Raw genomic sequence first — 23,065 nt, 5'->3', positions numbered from 1 at the left:
AGCGTTGGTCTATTACTTGCCGGATTAATTGTATTTAAAGAACGCTTAAAACCAAGCCAGATCCTGGGTGTCATCATTTTAATTATTGGGCTTGGGCTCTTTTTTAATACCAGCATTATTGAAATCTTAACCCAGTTAACGACCTACTCTAAAGGAGTATTACTCGCTGTTTGTGCAGCAACTGTTTGGGTGATTTATGGATTAGCACAAAAGATTCTTCTTAAAGATCTTAAATCACCCCAAATTCTCTTAATTCTCTATTTTGGTTGCCTAACGCTATTATTTCCTTTCGCACAATTAAGTGAAATCATGAATTTAAGCCTCTTCCAACTCTTACTACTTGGCTATTGTGGCATCAATACGATTGTGGGTTATGGCGCATTAGCTGAAGCGATGAATCGTTGGCAAGTATCGCAAGTGAGTGCCATGATTACCTTAACGCCCTTATTTACCCTTATATTCTCTGATATATTAGCGTTATTGTGGCCTCAAATATTCCTATTTCCGGAGCTTAATATCCTCGGTTATATTGGCGCATTTGTCGTTGTTGCAGGCGCAATGTTTACGGCAGTTGGTCATCATGTAATAAAAAAAAGGAAAAACAGACCCCACCATAGTGCTTAGCAACTCTATCAATCTTATGAGTACAGTAAAATCGTTTTAAAAGTAACTGCACTAGATTGCCGGCATATCAGTTATGAGAAAATTTATGAGAAACGCAAGAATAATTATATCCGGCATCGCGCAAGTTAATTTTATTCACATGCCGTACTATTTCACTTTTAAAGCAGAGTTTCTTAAACCAAATCGACGATAGATACTATTAGTATAACTTTCTTCCCCATTACTCAGATCGCAAAAAAGGTGAAGAGATTCCCTTCACCTTTTTCTTTTAGCTATCAAAATATTGCTACTTGATGTCCCTTGATATGCAAAGCATATTAGGGCTTGTTGAACATTGGTCTATAACAAACTGTTTTTTAAAAGAAATGATTTATTCTCTGAAAACTGCAATAGTCATCATGTTTTCAATAGGTTATTGTGATTAAATTTTGAATGTTCAACAGACCCTAATGAGAACTTTCATTTTCTAATAACTGTGCTTGATCTTCAGTATTCAGACTTTTTACAGCAGCTGTTTGCTTCGCGATTTCAGTTTGTAGCTCCTCTTCCGTCACACCTAAGAAGGTAAAAGGTTTTGTTACTACAAACTCTGACGAGGTTTCACCAGAATAGATCTGAGATTGGTCCTTCCCTAATGCTAAACGTTTAACGTTATCGGCTTTAGGTGAAAAATCAATTTTCTTTAAATCAACCCCAAAAACATTAGGAGAAATCGCTGACTCAAAGAAGTAGAGCTGAGCTTGATGATCAACAACCGTGCGCCATCTTGTTGAAGAGATATTCGGCTCCTCCTCTGTATTTAAACCAAAAGGTACAGAGACATTACGAATCACACTAAAGACACTGGCAAATGAATCTTTTTGTGAACCATTTCGAGGAATTGCATTAATATAAAATGAAGCACGCGCAAATCTATCTGCCGCACGGTTGGTGCCCGGCAACATCGTTGTTCCACCTATTTGCTGCCAATACTCATTCATAGCTAATTGTTTATCATAAGTTGGCGAGTTCGTCATGACTTGATAATTTCGACTGTGATGAATCACCTGCTCACCATTAATATACTCAATAATGGCGCTATCCCCTGTTGCATCAGAAAGAGAGAGATGCAATGTCGCCAATCGCGTTTCTCCCGGCATTTCACCTGTTACGATCACAAAAGGTTCTGTTTTTAAGAAGTCTACCGCTTCTGCCACTGTTTCAAAATTATCTAACATATATTGCGCCCATAATGAAATTGCCAATGTAGGCTTTTCACTAAGAGAGGCAAGACTAGGATACTCAGACTCAACTAGCCAAAGAAGGTTGGCATTGAGCCCCACCTCATTAACACCATCTGTAGTTGCGATATCGTAGGCAGTTGCTACAACACTACCATATTTTGCTTTCCAAGAAATTGAACGATCGCCCGCTTCTCCATTTCGCTCAACACCTTTGGGTAAAATCCATAAATTTGTACCAATATCCGTTTTCCAGTCCATAGATCTTGCTGTAATATTACGGTTATTATCACCGTGAAATACAACTCTAGTACAAGCCTCAGCAATGGATGCACTTAACATTAATGCCGCACTTAAACTAACAACAAGCTTTTTCATGGGGGTGAGTTTAGGATGTTTAACATGATTCATGATTGATCTTCCTTATTTTCTCTTAAATGGTACCTCTAAGGTTTATTGATGAGGCTTATGATTCGAGATTATTACCTCTTCTACGTAGTATGAAGCGTAATCATTTAATGGTTTTACGAAACTCAGAAACGGGCATACCGCCAATCCCCCAATTTTCCATCTCCACTTCATCAATTACTACAACAGTTGTTGCCGGATTCTTGCCTAGAACATCAACAAGCACTTGCGTCATTCCCTGAATAATCGCCTCTTTTTGTGCAGCTGTTGCACCTTCTTTGGTAATTTTCACATTAATATATGGCACTTTGAAACTCCTTTTATCTAACATCCCTAAAGATGATTAACTAAAATCTACATGTAATTTATGCTTTCCACACTGCACACATTGAAATAGATATCCCACACAGTCCCCATCTTTACTAATGTAATCCAATGTTTCCTCGCTGATAAATGTGTCTAACTCTGAGAGTATCTCGTCTTTAAAAGGCTCGATACTCTTAGTATCGGCATAATCAATAAACGCGCAAGGCTCATTGCAGTGCGTTAACCACACTTCTTGCTGCCAGCTCAAATAGCTTGGTGTTCTTTCGCAAATCTCTAATAACATCTCTTGCGGAATTTTAGGCGCAGGATCATCCGGATCGGGCGATATCCCCTCAATCCCACAATAATCATTAAATGAGCCTTCATACTTTTTTGCCGCACTCCCATCAGCTATACAAAATGGGCAGATATAATTAGGATCCTCTTCGGCATAAAATGATGCTTCATATTTTAAAGAGCGATGCTCATTACAAACATCACAAACTCCTTCCTCTTGAGCAAAGAGATCTAGCTTATAAGCATTCGGATGATATTTAAAATGGGGATATTGCATACTCGTTAGAACTCTCCCAACAACAATTTACTTGAATATTCTTGATATATCTTTAAAAACAGCTCTTTTGCATCTTATCATTCTCTCTTTAACTATTGTATTTATTAATTGATTAAGGGAATAGAGAGCAATGCCCACAAAAGGCTATAAAAAAAGCCTTAAGAATGGATGTCGCGAAATTTCTAAAGATCTTCGAAGGGGGCATTAAGCGCTTAGAATGATGACCCATTCTTCTCATCTCTTTTCATAAAACTTTTCCAACAATAAAAGGCTCTAAAAAAATAAAATTTACCAATTTAAAAAAAGCAGATGCGCCAAAAATGCGCCCCTTAAGTTGCCGGCTCTATTGATTTAAATTTTTAATTTACGCTTTTTGACGAAATAGACGTATAAGAATAAATTATCCCCCTTGATCATTGAGGTTACCGATGACGATTCCTCACTTAATTGATTCACTCTCCTCTCAGGGATTTTTTGTCTGGGATGATTTTTTAGATAAATCGCACATCAAAGCGATTAAAGAGAGTATTCCTGAAACACTTCATGATGCTCGTATTGGTAGACAATCCACCTTGCAAGGTAACAAAACTATTCGTGGTGACTTAACACTTTGGCTAGACCCTGAGATGAGTGATCCTATTGCTAGTTATATGCAAAAAATGGATGAGATTAGAAAAGTCCTCAATAGCCAATGCTATTTAGGATTAAGAGATTTTGAAACCCATTTTTGCCGTTACCCTAGCGGCGCTTTTTACAAAAAACATATTGATAATGCACGAGATCAAAATAGACGTAAAATTACCACAGTGCTCTATATGAATGAATCATGGGAATTAGGCGATGGTGGCGAGCTTGTAATGTACGATGGTAAAGATAACGAATTACTCAAACTTGAACCGCTATCAGGACGCATGATCTTCTTTATGTCTGAGGAGTTTCCCCACGAAGTTCTGCCTACAAGCTGCCAAAGAGAGAGTATTGCTGGCTGGTTTTTAACACAACAGTTTTTATAAATATAGATAGAAAATTCTCCATTTTTCTATCTAGAAAAAAGGCACTGTTCCATATGAAACAGTGCCTTTTATATATTCAATACTGCTCTTACTTACAACCTTGAAGCACACTTACGATCTTCTGATCTTCACTATCAGCTCTTGCATAAGTGCTATCAATCGCCTTATAGATCTCTACTACAAAATGATTTTGACTCGTTAAACGAATCCCATTGCCTGAAAGCTTTGTTTCAGTAGGTTGGTAGCTTCTTAAACCGTCACGCACACAAGCGGCATAGCTATCAATATGTTTATCAGAGACAAGCTCAGTATCATGACGGTTTGTCTCTTTATAATCTGCATAGCTCACGCTTTTAGGCGCTGATGAACATCCTGCAAATACTAAAGCCCCTAATGCGCTTATGAGTAACGATTTTTTCATACTTTTTAATAATCCCTCTACCGTAATCTTTTAATCTATTGGATGATCGTGGGCCTGACACTTTGGGTTTTTATGGTATCCAAAACTTTGCCAACTAAATTCTAATGCATTATAGAGGTAAATTCGCTTTGTGGCGATAGTCCCTACTTGAAGGATTAACTTTAATGCTTCTTGTGCCTGAGTAACACCGATAATATGTACAACAGGGGAAAAAACCCCAAATAGCGCACAGTTACCATCATCAGCATGATCTCCACTAAAAAGACACTCATAACAAGCGCTCTCATCATCTCTAAAATCAAATATTGTTAACTGCCCCTCATAACGCACGGCTGAGCCTGAGATTAACGGCACTTGATTATGCAGACATGCGCGGTTAAGATCTTTTCTTAGTGAAAAGTTATCGCTACAATCTAAAACACAACTAGCGCCTGCAACAAGCGTTACTAAATCCCGAAAAGAGACCTTTTGCTCAATAGCGCGATAATCTATATTAGGGTTTAAAGCGATTAAGTGTTCTTTCGCTTGCTGAACTTTTGAAAGCCCCACATCATTCATCTTGTAACCAGTTTGACGATGTAGATTGGTAATATCCACGGTATCAAAATCAATTAAAGTAATGGCTCCAATACCGGCGCCAGCGAGTATCGGTAATGCCGCCATACCTAAACCTCCGCATCCCACAATTACAACATGAGCGGCTTTCAGCTTTGCTTGCCCCTCTAAATCAAATTGATCGAGCATGATATGCCGAGAGTAACGGAGCAATTCTGTATCAGTTAATGATGCCTCATCAATTTTTATCACAATTTAAGCTCCCATTAGATAGATCAGCCATCTCTTACCGAATGACAAATGATACTATTTAAGAGCAGCATCATGATGATCTTTTAATTCAAAGTGTTAGATTTTCGGGCTTTTTACTCAACTATTTACCGTTTAAATTTATCTAAAAACCTAAACAATTTCTTGAATAAATAACATTCGTTTTTAAACGCTCTCTTGAAATCTCTAAGAAGCGCCACATTATACTATCATGCAATTCTAAAACGAATAAGGAGTTAATTGTGGAACAATTTCGAGGAACAACCATCTGTGCGGTACGCCGCGGTAATGAAGTCGTCATCGGTGGAGATGGTCAAGTTTCCATGGGAAACACCATTATGAAAGGAAACGCTCGTAAAGTTCGTCGGCTTTTTAACGGAAAAGTGATCGCAGGATTTGCCGGTGGCACCGCTGATGCTTTTACCCTTTTTGAACGCTTTGAAGAGAAACTTGCGCAACATAGCGGAAATCTTACAAGAGCAGCGGTTGCACTTGCTAAGGATTGGCGTACAGAACGCTCGCTTCGCAAACTTGAAGCGCTTCTCATTGTCGCAGATGAAACAGCCACGTTTGTGATTTCAGGTTTAGGAGACGTTATCGAGCCTGAACACGATATTGCAACGATTGGATCTGGCGGTATGTTCGCACACAGCGCGGCGCTGGCTCTTTTACAAAACACCGATCTTCCAGCTGAAGAGATTGTCCGTAAAAGCCTTGAGATCGCAGGAAGCGTCTGTATTTATAGTAATACGAATTTAACACTTGAGAAACTAAGCTTCTAATTAACAGATATTAGACTTTTCTCATCTGAATATTTAAAGAATTAACAAAGGAATCATTAAACATGAGTGCTATGACCCCAAGAGAGATCGTTCAAGAACTCGATCGTTATATTATTGGTCAAAATGAAGCGAAACGCTCCGTTGCAATTGCCCTTCGTAATCGCTGGAGACGTCAACAAATTGGCGATGATATGCGTAAAGAGATTACGCCTAAAAATATCTTAATGATTGGGCCAACAGGCGTTGGTAAAACAGAGATTGCGCGCCGCCTTGCGACGCTTGCAAACGCGCCTTTTATCAAAGTGGAAGCCACTAAATTTACAGAAGTGGGCTACGTTGGCCGTGAAGTTGATTCGATTATCCGTGATTTAGTCGAAGCTTCCGTCAAACAAGTTCGTGAACAGATGATTAAAGAAGCCTATCCAAAGGCTGAAGAAGCAGCCATTGAGCGAGTCCTTGATGCAATTTTACCACCGCCTAAAAGTGTGGGATTTGCGGATGAGCCTAATGCACCGAAAACAGAGAGCTCAACGCGCCAAAAATTCCGCGAAAAAATTATCCGCGGCGAAATGGATGATAAAGAGATTGATATCGAAGTATCCGGCATGGGCGCAGGCGGCGTAAACATCATGACGCCTCCAGGCATGGAAGAGATGGCAGATCAGCTCCAATCCCTATTTCAACAATCTGGAATGGAGAAGAAAAAGAGCAAAAAAATGAAGATTAAAGATGCGCTTAAGATCGTGCAAAACGAAGAAGCAGCGCGCTTAATTAATGAAGAGGAAGCAAAGCAAAAAGCGATTGAAGTGGCTGAAAACCAAGGAATCGTCTTTATTGATGAGATCGATAAAGTTTGCCGTAAAGGAGAAACTTCTGGGGCTGATGTTTCTCGTGAAGGGGTTCAACGTGACCTACTTCCCCTTATCGAAGGCTGCACCGTTTCTACCAAATATGGCGCAATTAAAACAGATCACATCCTCTTTATAACTTCAGGCGCTTTCCATTTAGCAAAACCTTCAGACTTAATCCCAGAGCTTCAAGGTCGTTTACCCATTCGTGTTGAACTTAAATCACTAAATGCCGATGATTTCTTCCGCATCTTAACAGAGCCTTCATCAGCGCTTATTAAGCAATACACCGCGCTTCTTAAAACAGAAGGGGTTGAGCTTGAGTTTGATGAAGCAGCCCTTCGTAAAATTGCCAAAATGGCATTTGAAGTCAATGAAAAAACGGAGAATATCGGTGCTCGCCGTTTACACACAATCCTTGAGCGCTTGTTAGAAGAGATCTCCTTCTCGGCATCTGATCGTGATGGCGAGAAATTCGTTGTGACCGAAGATTATGTGAAAAATGAGCTTGATGATCTTGTGGAAGATGAAGATTTAAGCCGATTTATTCTCTAATAAACATCATCAATAAAATATCCAAACAATAAATAAGAAAAAGCCGTTAAACCTTCTTGGTTTAGCGGCTTTTACCTACTCCCATCTGAATCTTTTAAAGACCTCTATTTACCTTATAATATATTCTTAACTTGAAACAAAGCGTTCAAAATAGAGCTGATAGTCACCAATAGCCTTCTCTAAATGTGCCGCTTTTAACCATGCTTCACTAGCTTCAATCATTGCCGGTGGCCCACATAAATAGGCATCAAACGGCGTTGTAAATTGACAATCCATAATACAATCTGTCACATAACCCCGTTTACCAGTCCAAGTATCAACCGCATCACTTAAAATAATCTCAAAGTGATAATTAGAAAATATAGAGCGGTAAGCTTCTAAACGATTTAACTCACTCAAATCCTCTTCCTTACGAGCGCCGTAAATCACCCTAATTGGTAAATTTCTCCCCTCACTCTCAGCAAGCTGATCTAACATCCCTAATATTGCCGACAAACCAGTTCCACCAGCAATCAGTAGTAAAGGCTTTTCAATCTCTCTTAGATAAAAGGCACCATAAGGTAATTCTAACTTTAACTTATCCCCAAGCTGACAACGATCTCTTAAATAATTACTCATCACACCATCTGGTAATAGGCGCATTAAAAACCTTAACTTTCCATCCACAGCTTTTGCCGTAGCAAAAGAATAAGCACGATGCTCCTCTGTATCTGGAATATAGATATGAGCATATTGCCCCGGCAAATAAGAGACTCCAGCAAGATCATCTAATGTTACTTCCATAATCATAGCCGCATCAGAGACCTTCTCAAGACTTGAAACAGTCCCGTCAAATGTCCGTACAGAAACATTACAAACGGATGAATCAATATCAAAATAAAAAGATGCTGCAGATTGCAATGTTGTCTGACAAGATAAAACATAGCCTGATGCAATTTCGCTTTCACTTAATGCATCTTCATCAACATAATCCATCTCTATTTTTCCAGATTCGCACAAGCCACGACAAGTTGCGCAAACACCTTCTCGACAATCTAAAGGCAAACTCACACCATTACGAAAAGCGGCATCTAATAATCTCTCATTACTATTTACCTCAAAAATTCTCGTCACTCCATCACGAAATACAATAGCTGCTGTATGCATCTTTTCCTCCTTTATCTGATGAAGTTATACATGGTAAAAATCAAGAACAGAATCAATCTTATCATTGAGTAAAATGACCTGTTTATAGGCGATTTTAAAGCCTTGATCACCCTTCACTAAATCGTAATAGGCATAACCAAAGAATAGCCCTGTCTGCCCGAATCGGTAATAATTTGTACTCCAATTCACATTCACCTTGAAGAGATCCCCCTCTTGCTGGTACCGAACATTATTAATATTATGTACCGTTCTTGGCATTGGCGTAGAGGCTGCTGATTTCCCCGTTCGAATCCTAAAAACTCGATCCTCTAAACCTCCTCTATTACCGTAATACATCAAGGACATCTCTTTTGTGGGATCCTTTGTATATTCATGTTCACTTTTCCACTGAGGTATATGGAAAATGCTTTCATCTGTAAAAAAACTCAAGTAAAGATCCCAATCTTGGTTATCACAAGCTTCAGATACTTGATATAAGAACTGTTCAATCTCTAATTGAGTTTGATAATCAATTTTTTTATCCACCATTATTTATTCTCCTTTATATGCTGATGCTATGACAACTATTCCTGTGCTATTTTCTGCGCTAGCCCTTCGAGTAGTTTCTGTTGCCACGCGGTATGTTGATTGACGTATAGACCTTCTTGTGTAAACTCAGTCCCCGTAATCACTGGAGTAATCCCCAAAATCTGGCTATTTTCTGATGCCCCATAATTCCATAGATGTTGCCCACGAGAAATATCACTCCACTTTGCCGCCCTTGCTTCAAAGCCTCTTTGAGATTCTCTAAACTCAACAAGGTCATCAGGTGTCCCCATTCCTGAGACATTAAAGAAGTCTTCAAATTGACGAATTCGGCTTTCTCGATCTTTATCTGTTTCACCAGAAACCCCCAAACATAGACTAATAACCTCTGTCTTGTTCCATGCAAGTGGGCGAATAATCCTTAGTTGAGAGCTAATCTGATCCATAAAAAAGAGACTTGGATAGATATTTAAATTTCGTAAACGATGCATCGTCCACTTTGCTCGCTCTTCACTATGTAAGGTGTAGAGTCTCTCCATTATGCGCTCATAACCTGGGCGAACATCTGCGGCATTTGGCATATCACTAAATAGAACACTATGCCCATTTTTGAAGGAGAACCAACCATCATCAGTATCTGCATCTCCGGCACCTAACTTGCTATAATCCAGAGTATCAGCCCCTTTAATATTCTTTTCAGCCTCTAATTGCTGACGATGTTGTACTGTTGAAACATAATTAAAATGCACCGTGCTTACGTGATAACCATCAAGTCCATTCTCATTTTGTAATTTCCAGTTACCATCAAATGTATAATTTGATTGTCCCGGCAATACTTCTAACGCTCCCGTCTCTGACTGCTCAACCATCATGTCAAAAAATAGTGTGGTATCCCCTAAAAACTCCTCTAAACTCTCTGTCCCCTCAGGATCAAGATTTACAAACACAAATCCCTTGTAACTTTCAATGCGGGATTTTGCTAAGCCTTTTGTTTTTCGATCAAAACAATCATCATATTGTTCTGGGGCTTTTACTTTTACCAAATCCCCATTAGAGCGATAACACCAAGCATGGAAAGGGCAAGTAAAAGTACTCTGATTACCGGCAGATACCCGTGTTAAGGTTGCGCCTCGATGCTGACAAGTATTAGCAAGTGCATTTAACTCACCCTTACCATCTCGCGTAATAATTAAGGGCTGTCGCCCTGCTTGCATCGTTATAAAATCATGATTATTAGGAAGCTGGCTTTCATGGCAAGCAAAGATCCACTGCTTCTCAAAAATAAATTCCATCTCTAAATCAAAAAGATCTGGCTCTGTAAACATATCTCGAGCAATGCGGTAGATTCCCTCTTCAGGCCTAAAATCTAAGCAACCAGCGATAAATGTTTTCCACTCAGAAAAATCTCTTTTCACCTTCATATCATGTTCCTCCAACAATAACTTTGATGTTTTTTTCAAAATTTTTTTATTTATTTTATTGCAGATAGTAATTAAATATTGATCTTGTCCTACAGAGCCAATTAGACTTTTAAGCCGATATATTTTTAGGATTTTAAAAGGGCTATTGATCTATTTGAAAGCCACCGACAATTGCCTTATATCAAATCTTGTGCTTATCATGAATATCTCCAATAAATTCACAAACAGCTGAATTAAAAGACTATTACAACCATCAATCTCAATATTTACTCTCCTCATCAGCATAGAAGTATTCCCAAGAAATTGTCTAAGGCTATTTTGATATACAGCCATGCAAAAAAGGTATAGATATGGAATTAAAACAACTCGAATTTTTCGTGGCGGTCGCAGAAGAGCTCAGTTTTACTAAAGCAGCTGAACGTCTTTTTATCACCCAGCCGCCGCTTAGCAGGCAAATTCAACAATTAGAAAATGAGATCGGTACGCTTTTATTTATTAGAAAGGCTCGCTCTATTGAACTCACTGAAGCAGGGACATTTTTTTATAAACATGCTAAAACCCTTCTCCAAAGAGCAGAAGAAGCAAAGTTAATGACAAGGAGAATTGGTTCTACTCAAAAAGAGTTTAAACTCGGCTTTGTCGGATCAACACTATTTGGCTATTTACCCCAGATTATTGGGCGACTACGTTCTCAATATCCTGACTTTAATATTATTCTTGAGGAGATGGGGACGCCGCACCAAATCAAAGCATTAAAATCCGGCGAGATTGAGGTGGGATTTGGTCGAATCCCCATCGAAGATCCGACAATCACAACCATCGTCTTAAGAAGAGAACCTCTTGTTGTTGCAACACCTGTAGATCATCATCTAGCAAAGCATAAACACCCGATAAAACTCTCTGAATTAATTAACGAAACACTCATTTTATCTCGTGTAAATGATCGCCCACCTAGCTATACCGGCATACTATTTGAAGCTTTTCAAAAACGGCAGCTTCCTATTCCTACCGTTAGAGAGGAGTCTGATCTGCAATTTGCATTAGGTCTTGTTTCTGTCGGAGAAGGGATCTCTATAGTGCCTGCAAGCTACCAGAAAATTCGCTTTAATGTTATTTATCATTCCCTAGCAGATGATAGTTTAGCGGCAGCTATTAATATTAATTTTCGTAAAGGGGATAATTCAGAACTTATAAAAGAAGTATTTAAAATTATCTATAGTCTCTACGATAGAGATGGCATTGAATATCATCCTGAAACCCCAGAATACTTTTAGTATGCTTTTTAGGTATCGCTAGATACGAAAATCGTCTTGGTCAAAAGGATTATTTTTCATTATAAGTGGTAGAGATAGCGGAATCGAATAATCTACAAAAGGTTTTGCTATTTTCAGCATTTAACGACGTGAGAAATCTCACTCAAAATGCATAACATCCAAAAAAATAATAACAAAATAAATACCCCGGGCTAGGAGGAACTATGAAAAATATTAATGCCAATCAGGTCATTGATAATGCCAAAATGACCCCATATCACTATTTTATTATCACTGTATGTGCCTTAATTATCATCTTTGATGGCTATGATCTTGTCATCTATGGTGCAACGCTCTCTGAAATCATGAAAGAATGGCAAATTAGAACCGTTACTGCAGGATTTTTAGGAAGCCTACCTCTTTTTGGCATGATGTTTGGTGCTATTATCTTTGGTAGCCTGACAGATAAGTTTGAACATTTAGGCGCTAGCCGTAAAAGAATTATCTCCATTTGTATTATTATCTTTAGTCTATTTACTGTATTTGCTGGATTTGCAAAAGGCCCTATGGATTTTGGAATCTATCGTGTGATTGCAGGATTAGGCTTAGGCGGTGTAATGCCGAATGTTATCGCCCTTGTCACAGAATATGCCCCTAAACGGTTACGCTCGACCTTAGTATCTGTAATGTTTAGTGGCTATGCCATTGGTGGAATGATGGCAGCACTACTCGGAATCGTCTTAGTTCCTGCATTTGGCTGGAATATTATGTACCTACTTGCCGGCGTCCCCATTGTTTTACTCTTACCGATGATGATCTATCTACCTGAGCCTATCGAGTATCTCATTCGTAATAATCGAGAAGAAGAAGCTAAAAAAGTTCTTAAAAAAATCGATAGCACCATCACCCTCAATGCCCAAACGCAGCTTATCTTAAATAACGATAATCAGCAAAACTCAGCAGCACCCATTAAAGCCATATTTCAAAATGGACTAGGCCTAGGAACATTACTATTTTGGATTACTTTCTTTATGTCACTGCTCTTAGTCTATGCATTAGGGAATTGGATTCCGAAGCTGATGTTAGAGCAGGGTTTTAATCTCTCCACAAGTTTAGCTTTCCTCTTTTCATTAAATATTGGCGCAATGTTTGGAGCAATTTTTGGCGGCATGCTAGCAGATAAATATACACCTAGAAAAGTCTTAGCCCTCTTTTACTTTGTCGGGGCTGTAGCTCTTTTCTTACTAAGCTTTAAGAGCCATATTGTTCTTATCTACTTATTAGTAGCCATTGCAGGAGCCACATCAATCGGGGCACAAATTATTGTTTGTGCATTTGTAGCACAGTACTATCCCACATCTATTAGAGCTACCGGAATTGGCTGGGGCTTAGGCGTTGGGAGATTAGGGGCAATTGCCGGGCCGATGATTATTGGCTGGATTTTAAGCCTTAATCTTCCTATTCAATATAACTTTCTCGCACTTGCAATCCCAAGCCTTATTGCACTTGTCAGCGTATTTTTAATCAAAGGAGATCAACAAGAAGAGTCGATCATTCATAATGAAGAAGCTCTCTTAGAAGCACCATAAAATGTAAGACTTCTTATTAATCGATAAAAGCAGCTTTATCGCTGCTTTTATTCTATTTTATCTCATCAACTATTTGCCTCATGGAACTTCTAGTAAGGCTTTCCCCATTATTAATAGGACTACTCTTTCCAGCCCCAAGGATCTTTAGGCGTATCGATTGGCTTTGTTAAATCAAACTCCACGCGAAATGGCGCGCGATCTGATGCCAAACGATTTAAGTTATAGCTATATTCACTGTTCGATAACTCAATCCACCAAACGTTACTAGAAGCATCAGGAATCATAGCTGCCGTTGCAGGATCTGCCGGGAAGAACTGAAAGTTACTGTGCCCCACGTTTGTTGATTTCCCACCATAAAGATTAATATCTTCTTCTGACCCATCTTCATGGCGATGATCATGCTTTAACTGAATGAGGTTATTTTCATCTTTAGTTAAGACCCATGTGCGAGAGAGATCCTCTCCTACAAAAAAAGGAATTTTAATCTCCGTGTCGCTACATGTTTTCACATGCATCACTAAATCCCCTGTAAACTCAGGACGATCTTGCCCCTCTCCAAGCTTTCCGGCATAGGCGTTACCACAATGCGTTTGTAATTGCTCCCAAAACTGGTTCGATGGGATTGCCGCATTATCTGCCATAGCAACAGAACCTGCCATTAAAGCCCCTAACATTCCCGGCAATAAAAATGCACTTTTTCTCATGATGATATCCTCCATAGATATTGGTTTTAATATTTATAATAACGTCTTTATTCTCAATTAGTTATCTTTAGTACCACCTATTGAGTATACGCATAATTTTAAATAGTGCATCTAACACAGAAAGTTTAGAATCAAATAACTATCTTCTATGGCTTTAACAGCTATCTTTTAATCGATATTCAAGGATTCTAATGCTGTACATGCAGATTGGCTTTCTAATAAACAAGCCTTTTCATACCAATTTCTAGCAGATTTTAAATCCTTCTCTCCGAGCAATCCTCTAGCATAAATATGCCCGACATTAACCATCGCATCAATTCCTAGCTGATGATATCCCGTCATGCCAGCTGCATGCATTGGGTTCGCTGCTTTTTTAAACCACTCTAATCCCTTTTGATAATCTTGTTCAATACCTAATCCCTGAACCGCCATCATTCCTAAATAAAACTCAGCAATAAGGCTTCCCTTTACTGCACCTTTATTAAATAGTATTACTGCCTGTTCATAATCTTGCATAGATTCATCTTCAAAATAGATGCGACCGATCATTCCAATAGCCTCATCACTTCCCGCTTCTACTGCTTTATTAAACCAAAAAAGCGCTTCTTCTCTATTTTGGGAAGTTCCTTGTCCGTGATAATTCATCATGCCAAGATAATAATATGCATCTTCTTCCTCATTATCCGCAGCTTGTAAAAAGAGCTGATAAGCTTTTGAGTAATCTGCTTTACCGCCTTCCCTTTTCGACCCAAAATGATACTCGCCCATTCCTTCTAAGAAATAACTTAACGTGAACTCGACTGGCTCGGCATCCATTAAAACACCATCTTTAATGATTGTTTGCGACTTTTGATCTTCTCTCGCCTTTTGCTCTAACCGTGCATTTTCGATTGCGATTGCTTCATCTGAGCCGTATGCGGGTGAGACTTCTACCGTAAAGCTATTATCACAATATCTAAACTGCCACTCTGATGGTTTAAAGTGTGCCTCAGCGCCATCTTTATCTTTCCACCAAAACTCCTCATTAATATCAAACCCTGCTCCTGACGGAACTTCAAAAAGCGCAACCATCCCCTTTTTACAAGCCATAAAAGGCGTTGTTTTATCTAATGTCCAACCACTTTCACCATCTTTCGTCGCATAAAAGTACACAGGCCCCACATTTTGATCTTCTGCTAATTCCACCAAGCCTCGATTTTCTATCTTTGTCGCTAAAATGCCGGCAATCTCGGTTGGCTCAGCAAATGTTGCGGCACTAAAACCACTTAAAATAAGCGGATAAGTTGGCTCGCCAGAATCACTTGGATCATATCGATTAACCAATGTTCCTTTAGGAAATAAAAACTCCCCATATAGATGATCATGCTCTAAAACAAAATTACAGCGCATCTGCTGATTACGAACTTGTTCATTATAACGTTCAGAATTCCCTTCATCTAATGCTTGTAATTCCCGCTTTAGCTTAATCACATCATACGAAATCACGAGTAATATCGCCGTTATAATAAAGATTATTATGGAGATCCCCGCCCGTACTTTTCGCTTAAAAAACGTTTGAAAAAAAGAATGCTTCTCTTTACGAGCGACATAAAAAATCCTCACAACAATCATCAGTGTTATGAGGATAAATAGTGGCGTAATCCACAAAAGCATCTCGGCGATATTACCACACAATATTTCTATTTCGCATAGATCAATAAGATTTCAATAGTGATCATTCCCTATATCGCATCTTCGATATAGAGATTTATCATACTCTAATCTCTTAAGGATTAAGGCTTCACCGCTCTTCCCGTACTGCGATCTAAGCAGCGGCGAGTATTAGGTTCCCAATACAATTGGTGATTATCACTTGTCTGACAAGCATAACTATCATCAATCGCCGCATCCTTTTTATCCCACTCTTTCTCCGCCCGATCATTCATCTTCTGGCGAAGCGTACGAGTATCCTTCCACTGATCCCGCTCCATCTCCGCTTGCTGACGGCTCAAAGAACTATCACCGGACTCGATGATGAGCTTTTGGGTGTCGGCTTGAGCGGAATTTATGAGAAATATTGAACTCGATGAGAAGAAAATAATTCGCATATATTTATAAAAAACATTAGGCATTAGCAATCCCTTTTTAAATAATACTTCAACTATGATTATCTGATAGATCAATCCTATACTTCTTAATGTTAATTGTTTTAACAATCCTTTCAAAAACATCATATTTATATTTGAAGAAGCTACTTATTTTTTTATCATGAGTCGACATAATTAACTGATAATCTTCAAACTCATATCGCAATAACTGCAATAAAGAAACCATATTAATTTCATCCATATTTTGTACCGGATCATCTATCATTAATGTCTTAAAATAAGATGGGAACACTTTATTCATCGTAAGCATAAATGTAATTACTATTCCTGACAACTGCCCTGAACTCATCGTATTCCATGCGTCATGATCATCTTTAGCAGATGCTACAAAACGAATATAATTTTTTGCATTACTTCTTTCATCAATAGCTGTTTCAAGAAAAACACCATTTCCCTCCAATCTTGTTTGTAAAACTTTAGCACTATAAATATAAAAAGGAATTGTAATTTTAGTTACTATATCTCTCTCATACTGTTTTATTTGAATTGTATATACCGTTTTAATATCATCTATTTTCTTTTTCAACTCATCTAATTTAACTATTTCACTTTTTAATAATTCAAGCTTATTAGTTTTCTTAAGTAGAATATCATCGTTTATTTTCAACTCTAAAAACTGCAAATATGCTAGATCTTTCTCCACATGCGAAATAGTGATCTCTTCTGAATCTACCACTAATTTAGGACTATTATCTTCATCTTTATATTGAAAGCCTAATACACCAAAAGAACTAACGATTTCATCATATTCAAGATAATGAGAAATAGTTTTTTTTGTCGAAGTTAATAATTCTTCTAATAACTCTAGTTTTTTAGGAGCCACTTCTAGTTGAGTATCGTCAGCATCTTTACTGAGTAAGATTTTCTGATACTTCACATTTGCATTCTTTAAATACTCTTTTAATGATTGCACCAATTTCCATTGTTCTGAATTTATATTCCTCTTTTTTAATACCTCAAGAGTTTTAGGTTTACGATCATAAGCAACAATATTTTTTAGGATTTCTTCATAAACAGGGTTTATTAGTTTTTCCCTTAGTTCTTTAGTTATTTGGCTTAGCTCATTAGCCTCATTACCCAATAAACCTTTAAAATACTTATACTGTTTATCATATTCACCTAGAAGAATATGTAAGGATGCTTTTTCTATGCCACAAAATGGGCAAGGTACTTCTCCTTCAAGCTGTTCTTTTAAATAATTTTGATAAGCCGCTTTTAAATTCTCTTGAGCAGATAAAATACTATGAATAATCTTTTCATGCGCTTGTAATCCTCTTTTTAGTAAAGGAATTCTAGCTATATGGTCGCTAAACTCTTCTTTTTCACCAGGAAAATATTTTAAGTATCTTTCAATTATCTGCTCATCTAAATCTGAGAGATTCTCATGATTTTTCTTTATGTCTTTAAAGAAATTTATTTTATCTTTTTCTTTTTGTACTGATTCTTGGAGTGCTTTTAAAGCTTCAATTTCAGTAATATCATCATAAATGCCGGTATAAATAAAAATTTCTAGAAGATTTTTATTTTTGATTTTGCTATCCACATCTTTATTGTAAAGATGTTTTTTATAATCTGTTAGAAATCGGCGGGTTGTTTACACTTCAGTGTTAAAATAATTTTCTAAAACTTCATAAGGCGTTAAACCATTAATACCCTTATGAGGTTTTACTGTGTTGTAATAGTTCAAAAATCGTTTTAGCTTCTTTTTCCGATCATCTGAACTGATAAACTCTTCCTGATTATGCCACATTTCCATGAGTGTTCGAATGACTCTTTCTGCTTTTCCATTCGTTTGAGGGCAAGCTGGCTTTGTAAACTTTTGATTAATCTTATGTGTTAGACACATTTCGACAAAGGCATGTTCTGATGTACCTTTATACTCACGACCATTATCCGAATAGGTGCATTCTACAGTATAGGGACACTGTTCTAACAGATCCCATCGAAGAAATTCAGCAGCACTAAACTGTGATTTATCAGGATAAATACCGGCATAAAGTTCTCTTGAAAAATCATCAATTCCTACAAATAAATACTCTCTAGTGCGATTTTTAAGATCCCCTTTTAAAAGAGGGAGCCGTTTAGTATCCACATGGACCATCTCGCCAGGATAGTTTTTGTTATAACGTTTAGCCCTCTTTTTAAGTTTCTCTTCAATAGATTTTTCAATCTTTGCAAGACGTTTAATGCCATACTTAATTGTTCTATAACGTTCATTTTTACTAGCTAATGGCACAAACAAGTTCAATCTACCTTGTTTTAGTACTTTATAGATCGTAGGTCTGCTTACCATAAAACGCTCAGCTAGATAGGTTACGGTAAATTTTTCTTGATGATGTAATCGCCAAATCTCTTCTCGATGAAACGGCGTTAATTTTGTTTTTCGATGGATATTCATAACAGTATTTTCTCCTAATACTGTAAACAACGCGATAAAATCCTACATATAATCTAACAAATGAGGAATAAGCTCCTTTACTTTATTCAAAGAATTTTTATAGTTTTGAATTATTTGCAAAGATTCTTCTTTAATCTCTAAACTTTTAATTTTAGGGATTTTATTAGAGCTTGATATCTTATCTAATTCTGTTGTATTTAAGTGTTGTAATTTTTCTAGTTCTTCTTCGAGTTTATTTTTGTCATCAGTCCTATTTTCTATCAGAGCCTTAACTGCTACTAATTGTTCTTCAACTTTGCCTAATTCTTCCAGTTGATCGGAAGTTCCAAAAAGATGACTTATTACTTCATGCCGATCTTGCTCTTTAGTTTTTAAAAAATGAGTTGTTTCTTCTTGCTGTATGTAATTAAAAATATTAAATGTCTTTTCTAAATTAGAATAATCAAAAACACGCTGAAGATAACTAGTAATATCTTCGATATCATTATTTATAAAATCCGCAATATCATCTAAACCAAAAGAAATTTTATTTCTAACTAATACATCAGGAAACTCTTTCAATAATCTCTTTTCAACACCAGTCCCTTTTTTTCTATCATTTACGGATGTTTGAGCTGGAATGCTCATGAAAATACTACATTTATGATTATCTCCATCTAAAAACTCTAAACAAATAACTGTTTCTTTATCTGAATCATTTTTTAGAGGATGTTGATTTTTATTTTTACTGTCTAACTGTGTAAACCTTTCGACTCTACCTTTAAAGCAAATTTCTATAGCATCAAATACTGTAGTTTTCCCAAAGCCATTTGGACCATCAAGTAGTAATAGATCTTTTTCTCTAAAATCAAAAAGTATTGGATCTTTGAAAGATTTAAAATTATCAAGATATAATCGCCCTAATTTATACTTGTTCATTAATATCTTCCTTTTCATCTTTTTCTAATTGTCCTTCAATATAACTTTCTAAATTAAAATCTAAAGAAAGTAGAGTATTTTTCAAATCCAAGACATTACGTTCTTTTAAAATCTTATTTATTTCCTCGCTAAGATTTTGATAATCCTTTTTTACAACATCAAAAGTTAAAAATGGAATTTTCTCATAGAGCTTTGTAACTAAGGAATAAAGAGCAGATTGTTGAATTTCATTATTTTTCAATTCATTTTTAAAATTTAAAAATGCATCTATATCTTCGATAACTTTCTTACATTTATCTTCAATAGAATCTGCTACTAGCAACTCTCTTTCTAAAGACTCAATCTCTTGTTTATTTAAAAAAACAACTTGTTTTTTAAAAAGATAAGGATCCTCTTCTATATCCATAATCATCTTTACTGTACTATCCGAAACAATCTCATAATCAGATCTTACAAAAATAATTAAAGTACTATTTCGCTCATAATGATCTGATATAAAATCACCTTCAGGAAAATTTTTCCGTGTATAAACTTGTAGTTTTCTTTGTAACTCAGAAATTGAACTATGCTCTAACGTTCCCGCGTTTTGCTCGATAAACACAAAATAGTCTTTTTGATCATTAGATATGAATAAGAGATTTTCTAAAGAATTTCCTTTTTCGCATTCAAATTTCTCTACAAAAAAAGCCAAATACTCAGGTTTAGATTTATTATCAAACTCAGCCTGCAACTTAATCAAAAAATCCTTAATTATCATTCTTATTTATCTCCTCAAGAGCATCTTGATAACGTTTTAGATATATCTCATGCTCAGTGATTGTTCCCTTTGAGTCATTTTCAACATCAGTGATTTTACGTAATTGAAATGTTTGTCCAGAAACACTCTCCTCATTTAGGGTATTAACCACAAAAAAATCACTTTCAATTAAAGAAGAATTCGGAGTGTAATGCTCTTTTTCTTTTAGTTCTATCATTTTCTCTTGAAATTCTATAATCTTTTCTCGCTCTTCACACTCATCATCAGCTGACAAATCTACAGTTGAAGGATAATATTTTTTATCATCTTTATAGATTAAAATTGATCCAGAATTTTGAGCAATAGAAACTTGTGATAAAAATGTTAAAAACACTTTATCTATATATGATTCATCAGATATACATGAGTAAAAAATATTTTCTGCCTTATTTTTTAAAAAACGATGTGGAGCTAACTCTCTAAATAAATGCCGATACCTCTTCTTATATTTAGATGATAAAAAGCATTCAACATATTCTTTTAATCTTTTATACTGTTCACAATGAATTGTTGAGTTTTGTCTTTGAGCGATATTCCATAATCTTGTTAATTTTGCTTCATAAGCAAGATAAAATCGATTTTGGCAAAAAATCTCAAAATACTCTTTATCTTGATTAACCCACTTATGCTTTAATAAACACCAAAAATTTTTGAAGTTTATAATTGGACGCTCTTCTAAATAACCATTTCCTTTATTTTCTTTATTTCTAATTAAACTATGCCGATAAAGAACATGATCATGTACTAAGCTTTGTAATGCTGAATAATACATATTTTTTTCATCATCCCTCATAGAAGAAAAATTAGCACCATGAATTTTTTCTAGCAACTTCTCTATCAATGATTGAATTTTATTTTCTAAAGCTTCATCTGTTTGCACTAACTCATAAGGATCTGTATTCTCAGTTCCAATATAAATCTGGAAAATTTCAAGCTCTTTTAATGTGGTTTTTCCTTTAAAATCTTCTTTTAGATATTCTGGCATATCCTTATAATCTGCCATATCTTCATTAGCTGGCCCAGAAACTTCTTCAGTAGTATGAAAATAGACTACTGAATTTGCAAATACTCTCGATGAAAAACCATCGAATTCTTTTAAACAAAAATAATATTCCGAAGTATCATCTATTTTTGAGTGCCAATCATCTACCAAAGCTCTATTTTCATCTAGACACTCTAGTCCCTGTAGCTCATTTAAGATATTCTCGTATGTTTTATTTTCTGTTATTTCTATATATTTTTTTAAGTCAGATTCTTGCAGAACTCTCTTAGTCCGACCTCGTATCTGAGCAAGAGCTTTAATGTGAGTTGAAAATGCATTACCTTCTTTATGCTTAACTTGATGGTGGGAAATGTATTCTTCATCTTTTAAAATAGAAAAATCCTCAATCCATTCAAACTGAATAGAATGTGAATTTAAAAAAACTTTAAAATCCTCATCAGCGATAGATTCATATCCCTCTAACTCCTTTAGTATTAATGTTAATACAACATAAATACCAACTTTCCCTTGATAATTAAATCCATTCCAAGAAGGTGTAGCATCATGCATTACACTATTACTTTGTTCTTTAGCTTCACTCATTAATCACAAATCCAAAAAAACATAAAGTGTTAGAAATCGGCGGGTTGTTTACACTTCAGTGTTAAAATAATTTTCTAAAACTTCATAAGGCGTTAAACCATTAATACCCTTATGAGGTTTTACTGTGTTGTAATAGTTCAAAAATCGTTTTAGCTTCTTTTTCCGATCATCTGAACTGATAAACTCTTCCTGATTATGCCACATTTCCATGAGTGTTCGAATGACTCTTTCTGCTTTTCCATTCGTTTGAGGGCAAGCTGGCTTTGTAAACTTTTGATTAATCTTATGTGTTAGACACATTTCGACAAAGGCATGTTCTGATGTACCTTTATACTCACGACCATTATCCGAATAGGTGCATTCTACAGTATAGGGACACTGTTCTAACAGATCCCATCGAAGAAATTCAGCAGCACTAAACTGTGATTTATCAGGATAAATACCGGCATAAAGTTCTCTTGAAAAATCATCAATTCCTACAAATAAATACTCTCTAGTGCGATTTTTAAGATCTCCTTTTAAAAGAGGGAGCCGTTTAGTATCCACATGGACCATCTCGCCAGGATAGTTTTTGTTATAACGTTTAGCCCTCTTTTTAAGTTTCTCTTCAATAGATTTTTCAATCTTTGCAAGACGTTTAATGCCATACTTAATTGTTCTATAACGTTCATTTTTACTAGCTAATGGCACAAACAAGTTCAATCTACCTTGTTTTAGTACTTTATAGATCGTAGGTCTGCTTACCATAAAACGCTCAGCTAGATAGGTTACGGTAAATTTTTCTTGATGATGTAATCGCCAAATCTCTTCTCGATGAAACGGCGTTAATTTTGTTTTTCGATGGATATTCATAACAGTATTTTCTCCTAATACTGTAAACAACGCGATAAAATCCTACACATAAAGTATATATTTTAAAATAAAAATTAGACCTATTTTAAAAATCAAAAATAAACTCTGTCTTAATATTAAAAGAAATAATGCAAACTGTATACAAATAGGTAATT

Annotated in this window: 23 protein-coding genes (1 of these 23 cut by a window edge); 6 read left to right on the top strand and 17 right to left on the bottom strand. The window is 36.3% G+C overall.

Annotated features, from left to right (window positions below; all coding sequences use genetic code 11):
* Positions 1 to 624, top strand: the 3' portion of a protein-coding gene (locus MMG00_RS00720) for a DMT family transporter (RefSeq protein WP_242150002.1). 330 nt of this gene lie to the left of the window's left edge; the window shows 624 of its 954 coding nt (coding positions 331-954); its start codon lies beyond the left edge, outside the window; it ends in the stop codon at positions 622 to 624.
* Between the two features lie 446 nt (positions 625 to 1,070).
* On the opposite strand, the gene MMG00_RS00715 is transcribed toward MMG00_RS00720, so the two are convergent.
* The 3 genes from MMG00_RS00715 to MMG00_RS00705 all read right to left on the bottom strand — a co-directional run bounded on the left by MMG00_RS00715 (position 1,071) and on the right by MMG00_RS00705 (position 3,132).
* Complete coding sequence (locus tag MMG00_RS00715; protein WP_242153197.1) at positions 1,071 to 2,222, bottom strand: linear amide C-N hydrolase; 1,152 nt, start codon at positions 2,220 to 2,222, stop codon at positions 1,071 to 1,073.
* Between the two features lie 133 nt (positions 2,223 to 2,355).
* Positions 2,356 to 2,559, bottom strand: coding sequence for a tautomerase family protein (locus tag MMG00_RS00710; protein ID WP_242149999.1), 204 nt, complete (start codon positions 2,557 to 2,559; stop codon positions 2,356 to 2,358).
* A 36-nt stretch (positions 2,560 to 2,595) separates the two neighbouring features.
* Positions 2,596 to 3,132 (bottom strand): CbrC family protein, encoded by a 537-nt coding sequence (locus MMG00_RS00705; RefSeq protein ID WP_242149996.1) that lies wholly within the window; start codon positions 3,130 to 3,132, stop codon positions 2,596 to 2,598.
* A gap of 428 nt (positions 3,133 to 3,560) precedes the next feature.
* On the opposite strand from MMG00_RS00705, the gene MMG00_RS00700 reads away from it, so the two are divergent.
* The gene (locus MMG00_RS00700) at positions 3,561 to 4,145 is read left to right on the top strand and encodes a 2OG-Fe(II) oxygenase (protein WP_242149993.1); all 585 of its coding nucleotides are present in this window, start codon (positions 3,561 to 3,563) and stop codon (positions 4,143 to 4,145) included.
* 88 nt (positions 4,146 to 4,233) lie between these two features.
* Here the strand turns inward: MMG00_RS00700 and MMG00_RS00695 are convergent, their stop codons facing one another.
* Entirely contained in the window at positions 4,234 to 4,566 is a 333-nt protein-coding gene (locus tag MMG00_RS00695) for a hypothetical protein (protein ID WP_242149990.1), read from the bottom strand.
* Positions 4,567 to 4,596: 30 nt separating this feature from the next.
* Positions 4,597 to 5,373 carry a HesA/MoeB/ThiF family protein gene (locus MMG00_RS00690; protein ID WP_242149987.1) on the bottom strand — a complete coding sequence of 259 codons (777 nt, stop codon included), beginning with the start codon at positions 5,371 to 5,373 and terminating at the stop codon, positions 4,597 to 4,599.
* Between the two features lie 260 nt (positions 5,374 to 5,633).
* Between MMG00_RS00690 and hslV the strand changes: the two genes are divergently transcribed.
* On the top strand, positions 5,634 to 6,173 hold the full coding sequence (gene hslV / locus MMG00_RS00685) for an ATP-dependent protease subunit HslV (RefSeq protein WP_242149984.1): 540 nt from the start codon (positions 5,634 to 5,636) through the stop codon (positions 6,171 to 6,173).
* 62 nt (positions 6,174 to 6,235) lie between these two features.
* Positions 6,236 to 7,576, top strand: a complete 1,341-nt coding sequence (gene hslU / locus MMG00_RS00680) for an ATP-dependent protease ATPase subunit HslU (protein WP_242149981.1) — start codon at positions 6,236 to 6,238, stop codon at positions 7,574 to 7,576.
* 126 nt (positions 7,577 to 7,702) lie between these two features.
* Here hslU and antC read toward each other — a convergent pair whose 3' ends face one another.
* From antC to antA, 3 genes are read right to left on the bottom strand one after another with little or no spacing between them, the layout of a single operon-like run.
* On the bottom strand, positions 7,703 to 8,722 hold the full coding sequence (gene antC, locus MMG00_RS00675; RefSeq protein WP_242149977.1) for an anthranilate 1,2-dioxygenase electron transfer component AntC: 1,020 nt from the start codon (positions 8,720 to 8,722) through the stop codon (positions 7,703 to 7,705).
* A gap of 24 nt (positions 8,723 to 8,746) precedes the next feature.
* Positions 8,747 to 9,235, bottom strand: coding sequence for an anthranilate 1,2-dioxygenase small subunit (antB, locus tag MMG00_RS00670; protein ID WP_432805929.1), 489 nt, complete (start codon positions 9,233 to 9,235; stop codon positions 8,747 to 8,749).
* Between the two features lie 50 nt (positions 9,236 to 9,285).
* A complete protein-coding gene (antA, locus tag MMG00_RS00665; RefSeq protein WP_242149970.1) occupies positions 9,286 to 10,668 on the bottom strand; it encodes an anthranilate 1,2-dioxygenase large subunit in 1,383 nt (460 codons plus the stop codon).
* Positions 10,669 to 11,018: 350 nt separating this feature from the next.
* Here antA and MMG00_RS00660 point away from each other — a divergent pair, with 350 nt between their 5' ends.
* Positions 11,019 to 11,942, top strand: a complete 924-nt coding sequence (locus tag MMG00_RS00660; protein WP_242149967.1) for a LysR family transcriptional regulator — start codon at positions 11,019 to 11,021, stop codon at positions 11,940 to 11,942.
* Between the two features lie 203 nt (positions 11,943 to 12,145).
* The gene (locus MMG00_RS00655) at positions 12,146 to 13,510 is read left to right on the top strand and encodes an MFS transporter (protein ID WP_242149964.1); all 1,365 of its coding nucleotides are present in this window, start codon (positions 12,146 to 12,148) and stop codon (positions 13,508 to 13,510) included.
* Between the two features lie 119 nt (positions 13,511 to 13,629).
* Here MMG00_RS00655 and MMG00_RS00650 read toward each other — a convergent pair whose 3' ends face one another.
* The 9 genes from MMG00_RS00650 to MMG00_RS00610 all read right to left on the bottom strand — a co-directional run bounded on the left by MMG00_RS00650 (position 13,630) and on the right by MMG00_RS00610 (position 22,910).
* On the bottom strand, positions 13,630 to 14,214 hold the full coding sequence (locus tag MMG00_RS00650) for a hypothetical protein (RefSeq protein WP_242149961.1): 585 nt from the start codon (positions 14,212 to 14,214) through the stop codon (positions 13,630 to 13,632).
* A 168-nt stretch (positions 14,215 to 14,382) separates the two neighbouring features.
* Positions 14,383 to 15,699 carry a tetratricopeptide repeat protein gene (locus tag MMG00_RS00645; RefSeq protein WP_242149956.1) on the bottom strand — a complete coding sequence of 439 codons (1,317 nt, stop codon included), beginning with the start codon at positions 15,697 to 15,699 and terminating at the stop codon, positions 14,383 to 14,385.
* Between the two features lie 287 nt (positions 15,700 to 15,986).
* A complete protein-coding gene (locus tag MMG00_RS00640; protein WP_242153193.1) occupies positions 15,987 to 16,301 on the bottom strand; it encodes a DUF1283 family protein in 315 nt (104 codons plus the stop codon).
* A 49-nt stretch (positions 16,302 to 16,350) separates the two neighbouring features.
* A complete protein-coding gene (locus MMG00_RS00635) occupies positions 16,351 to 17,904 on the bottom strand; it encodes a hypothetical protein (RefSeq protein ID WP_242149953.1) in 1,554 nt (517 codons plus the stop codon).
* Between the two features lie 51 nt (positions 17,905 to 17,955).
* Entirely contained in the window at positions 17,956 to 18,759 is an 804-nt protein-coding gene (locus tag MMG00_RS00630; protein ID WP_242153261.1) for an integrase core domain-containing protein, read from the bottom strand.
* A gap of 42 nt (positions 18,760 to 18,801) precedes the next feature.
* Positions 18,802 to 19,677: an AAA family ATPase gene (locus MMG00_RS00625; RefSeq protein WP_242149950.1), complete on the bottom strand. Its 876-nt coding sequence runs from the start codon at positions 19,675 to 19,677 to the stop codon at positions 18,802 to 18,804.
* Positions 19,664 to 20,434, bottom strand: coding sequence for an ABC-three component system middle component 1 (locus MMG00_RS00620; RefSeq protein WP_242149948.1), 771 nt, complete (start codon positions 20,432 to 20,434; stop codon positions 19,664 to 19,666). Before MMG00_RS00620 ends, MMG00_RS00625 begins: the two co-directional genes overlap by 14 nt.
* Positions 20,424 to 22,058: an ABC-three component system protein gene (locus tag MMG00_RS00615; protein ID WP_242149945.1), complete on the bottom strand. Its 1,635-nt coding sequence runs from the start codon at positions 22,056 to 22,058 to the stop codon at positions 20,424 to 20,426. The genes MMG00_RS00620 and MMG00_RS00615 overlap by 11 nt, the downstream gene beginning before the upstream one ends.
* Before the next feature lie 48 nt (positions 22,059 to 22,106).
* Positions 22,107 to 22,910, bottom strand: coding sequence for an integrase core domain-containing protein (locus MMG00_RS00610; RefSeq protein ID WP_242153261.1), 804 nt, complete (start codon positions 22,908 to 22,910; stop codon positions 22,107 to 22,109).
* Between the last annotated feature and the right edge of the window lie 155 nt (positions 22,911 to 23,065).

Origin of the sequence: Ignatzschineria rhizosphaerae (genome assembly GCF_022655595.1) — a bacterium.
GTDB classification, from domain to species: Bacteria; Pseudomonadota; Gammaproteobacteria; order Cardiobacteriales; family Wohlfahrtiimonadaceae; genus Ignatzschineria; species Ignatzschineria rhizosphaerae.
This window is presented reverse-complemented; position numbering and strand designations above follow the sequence as displayed.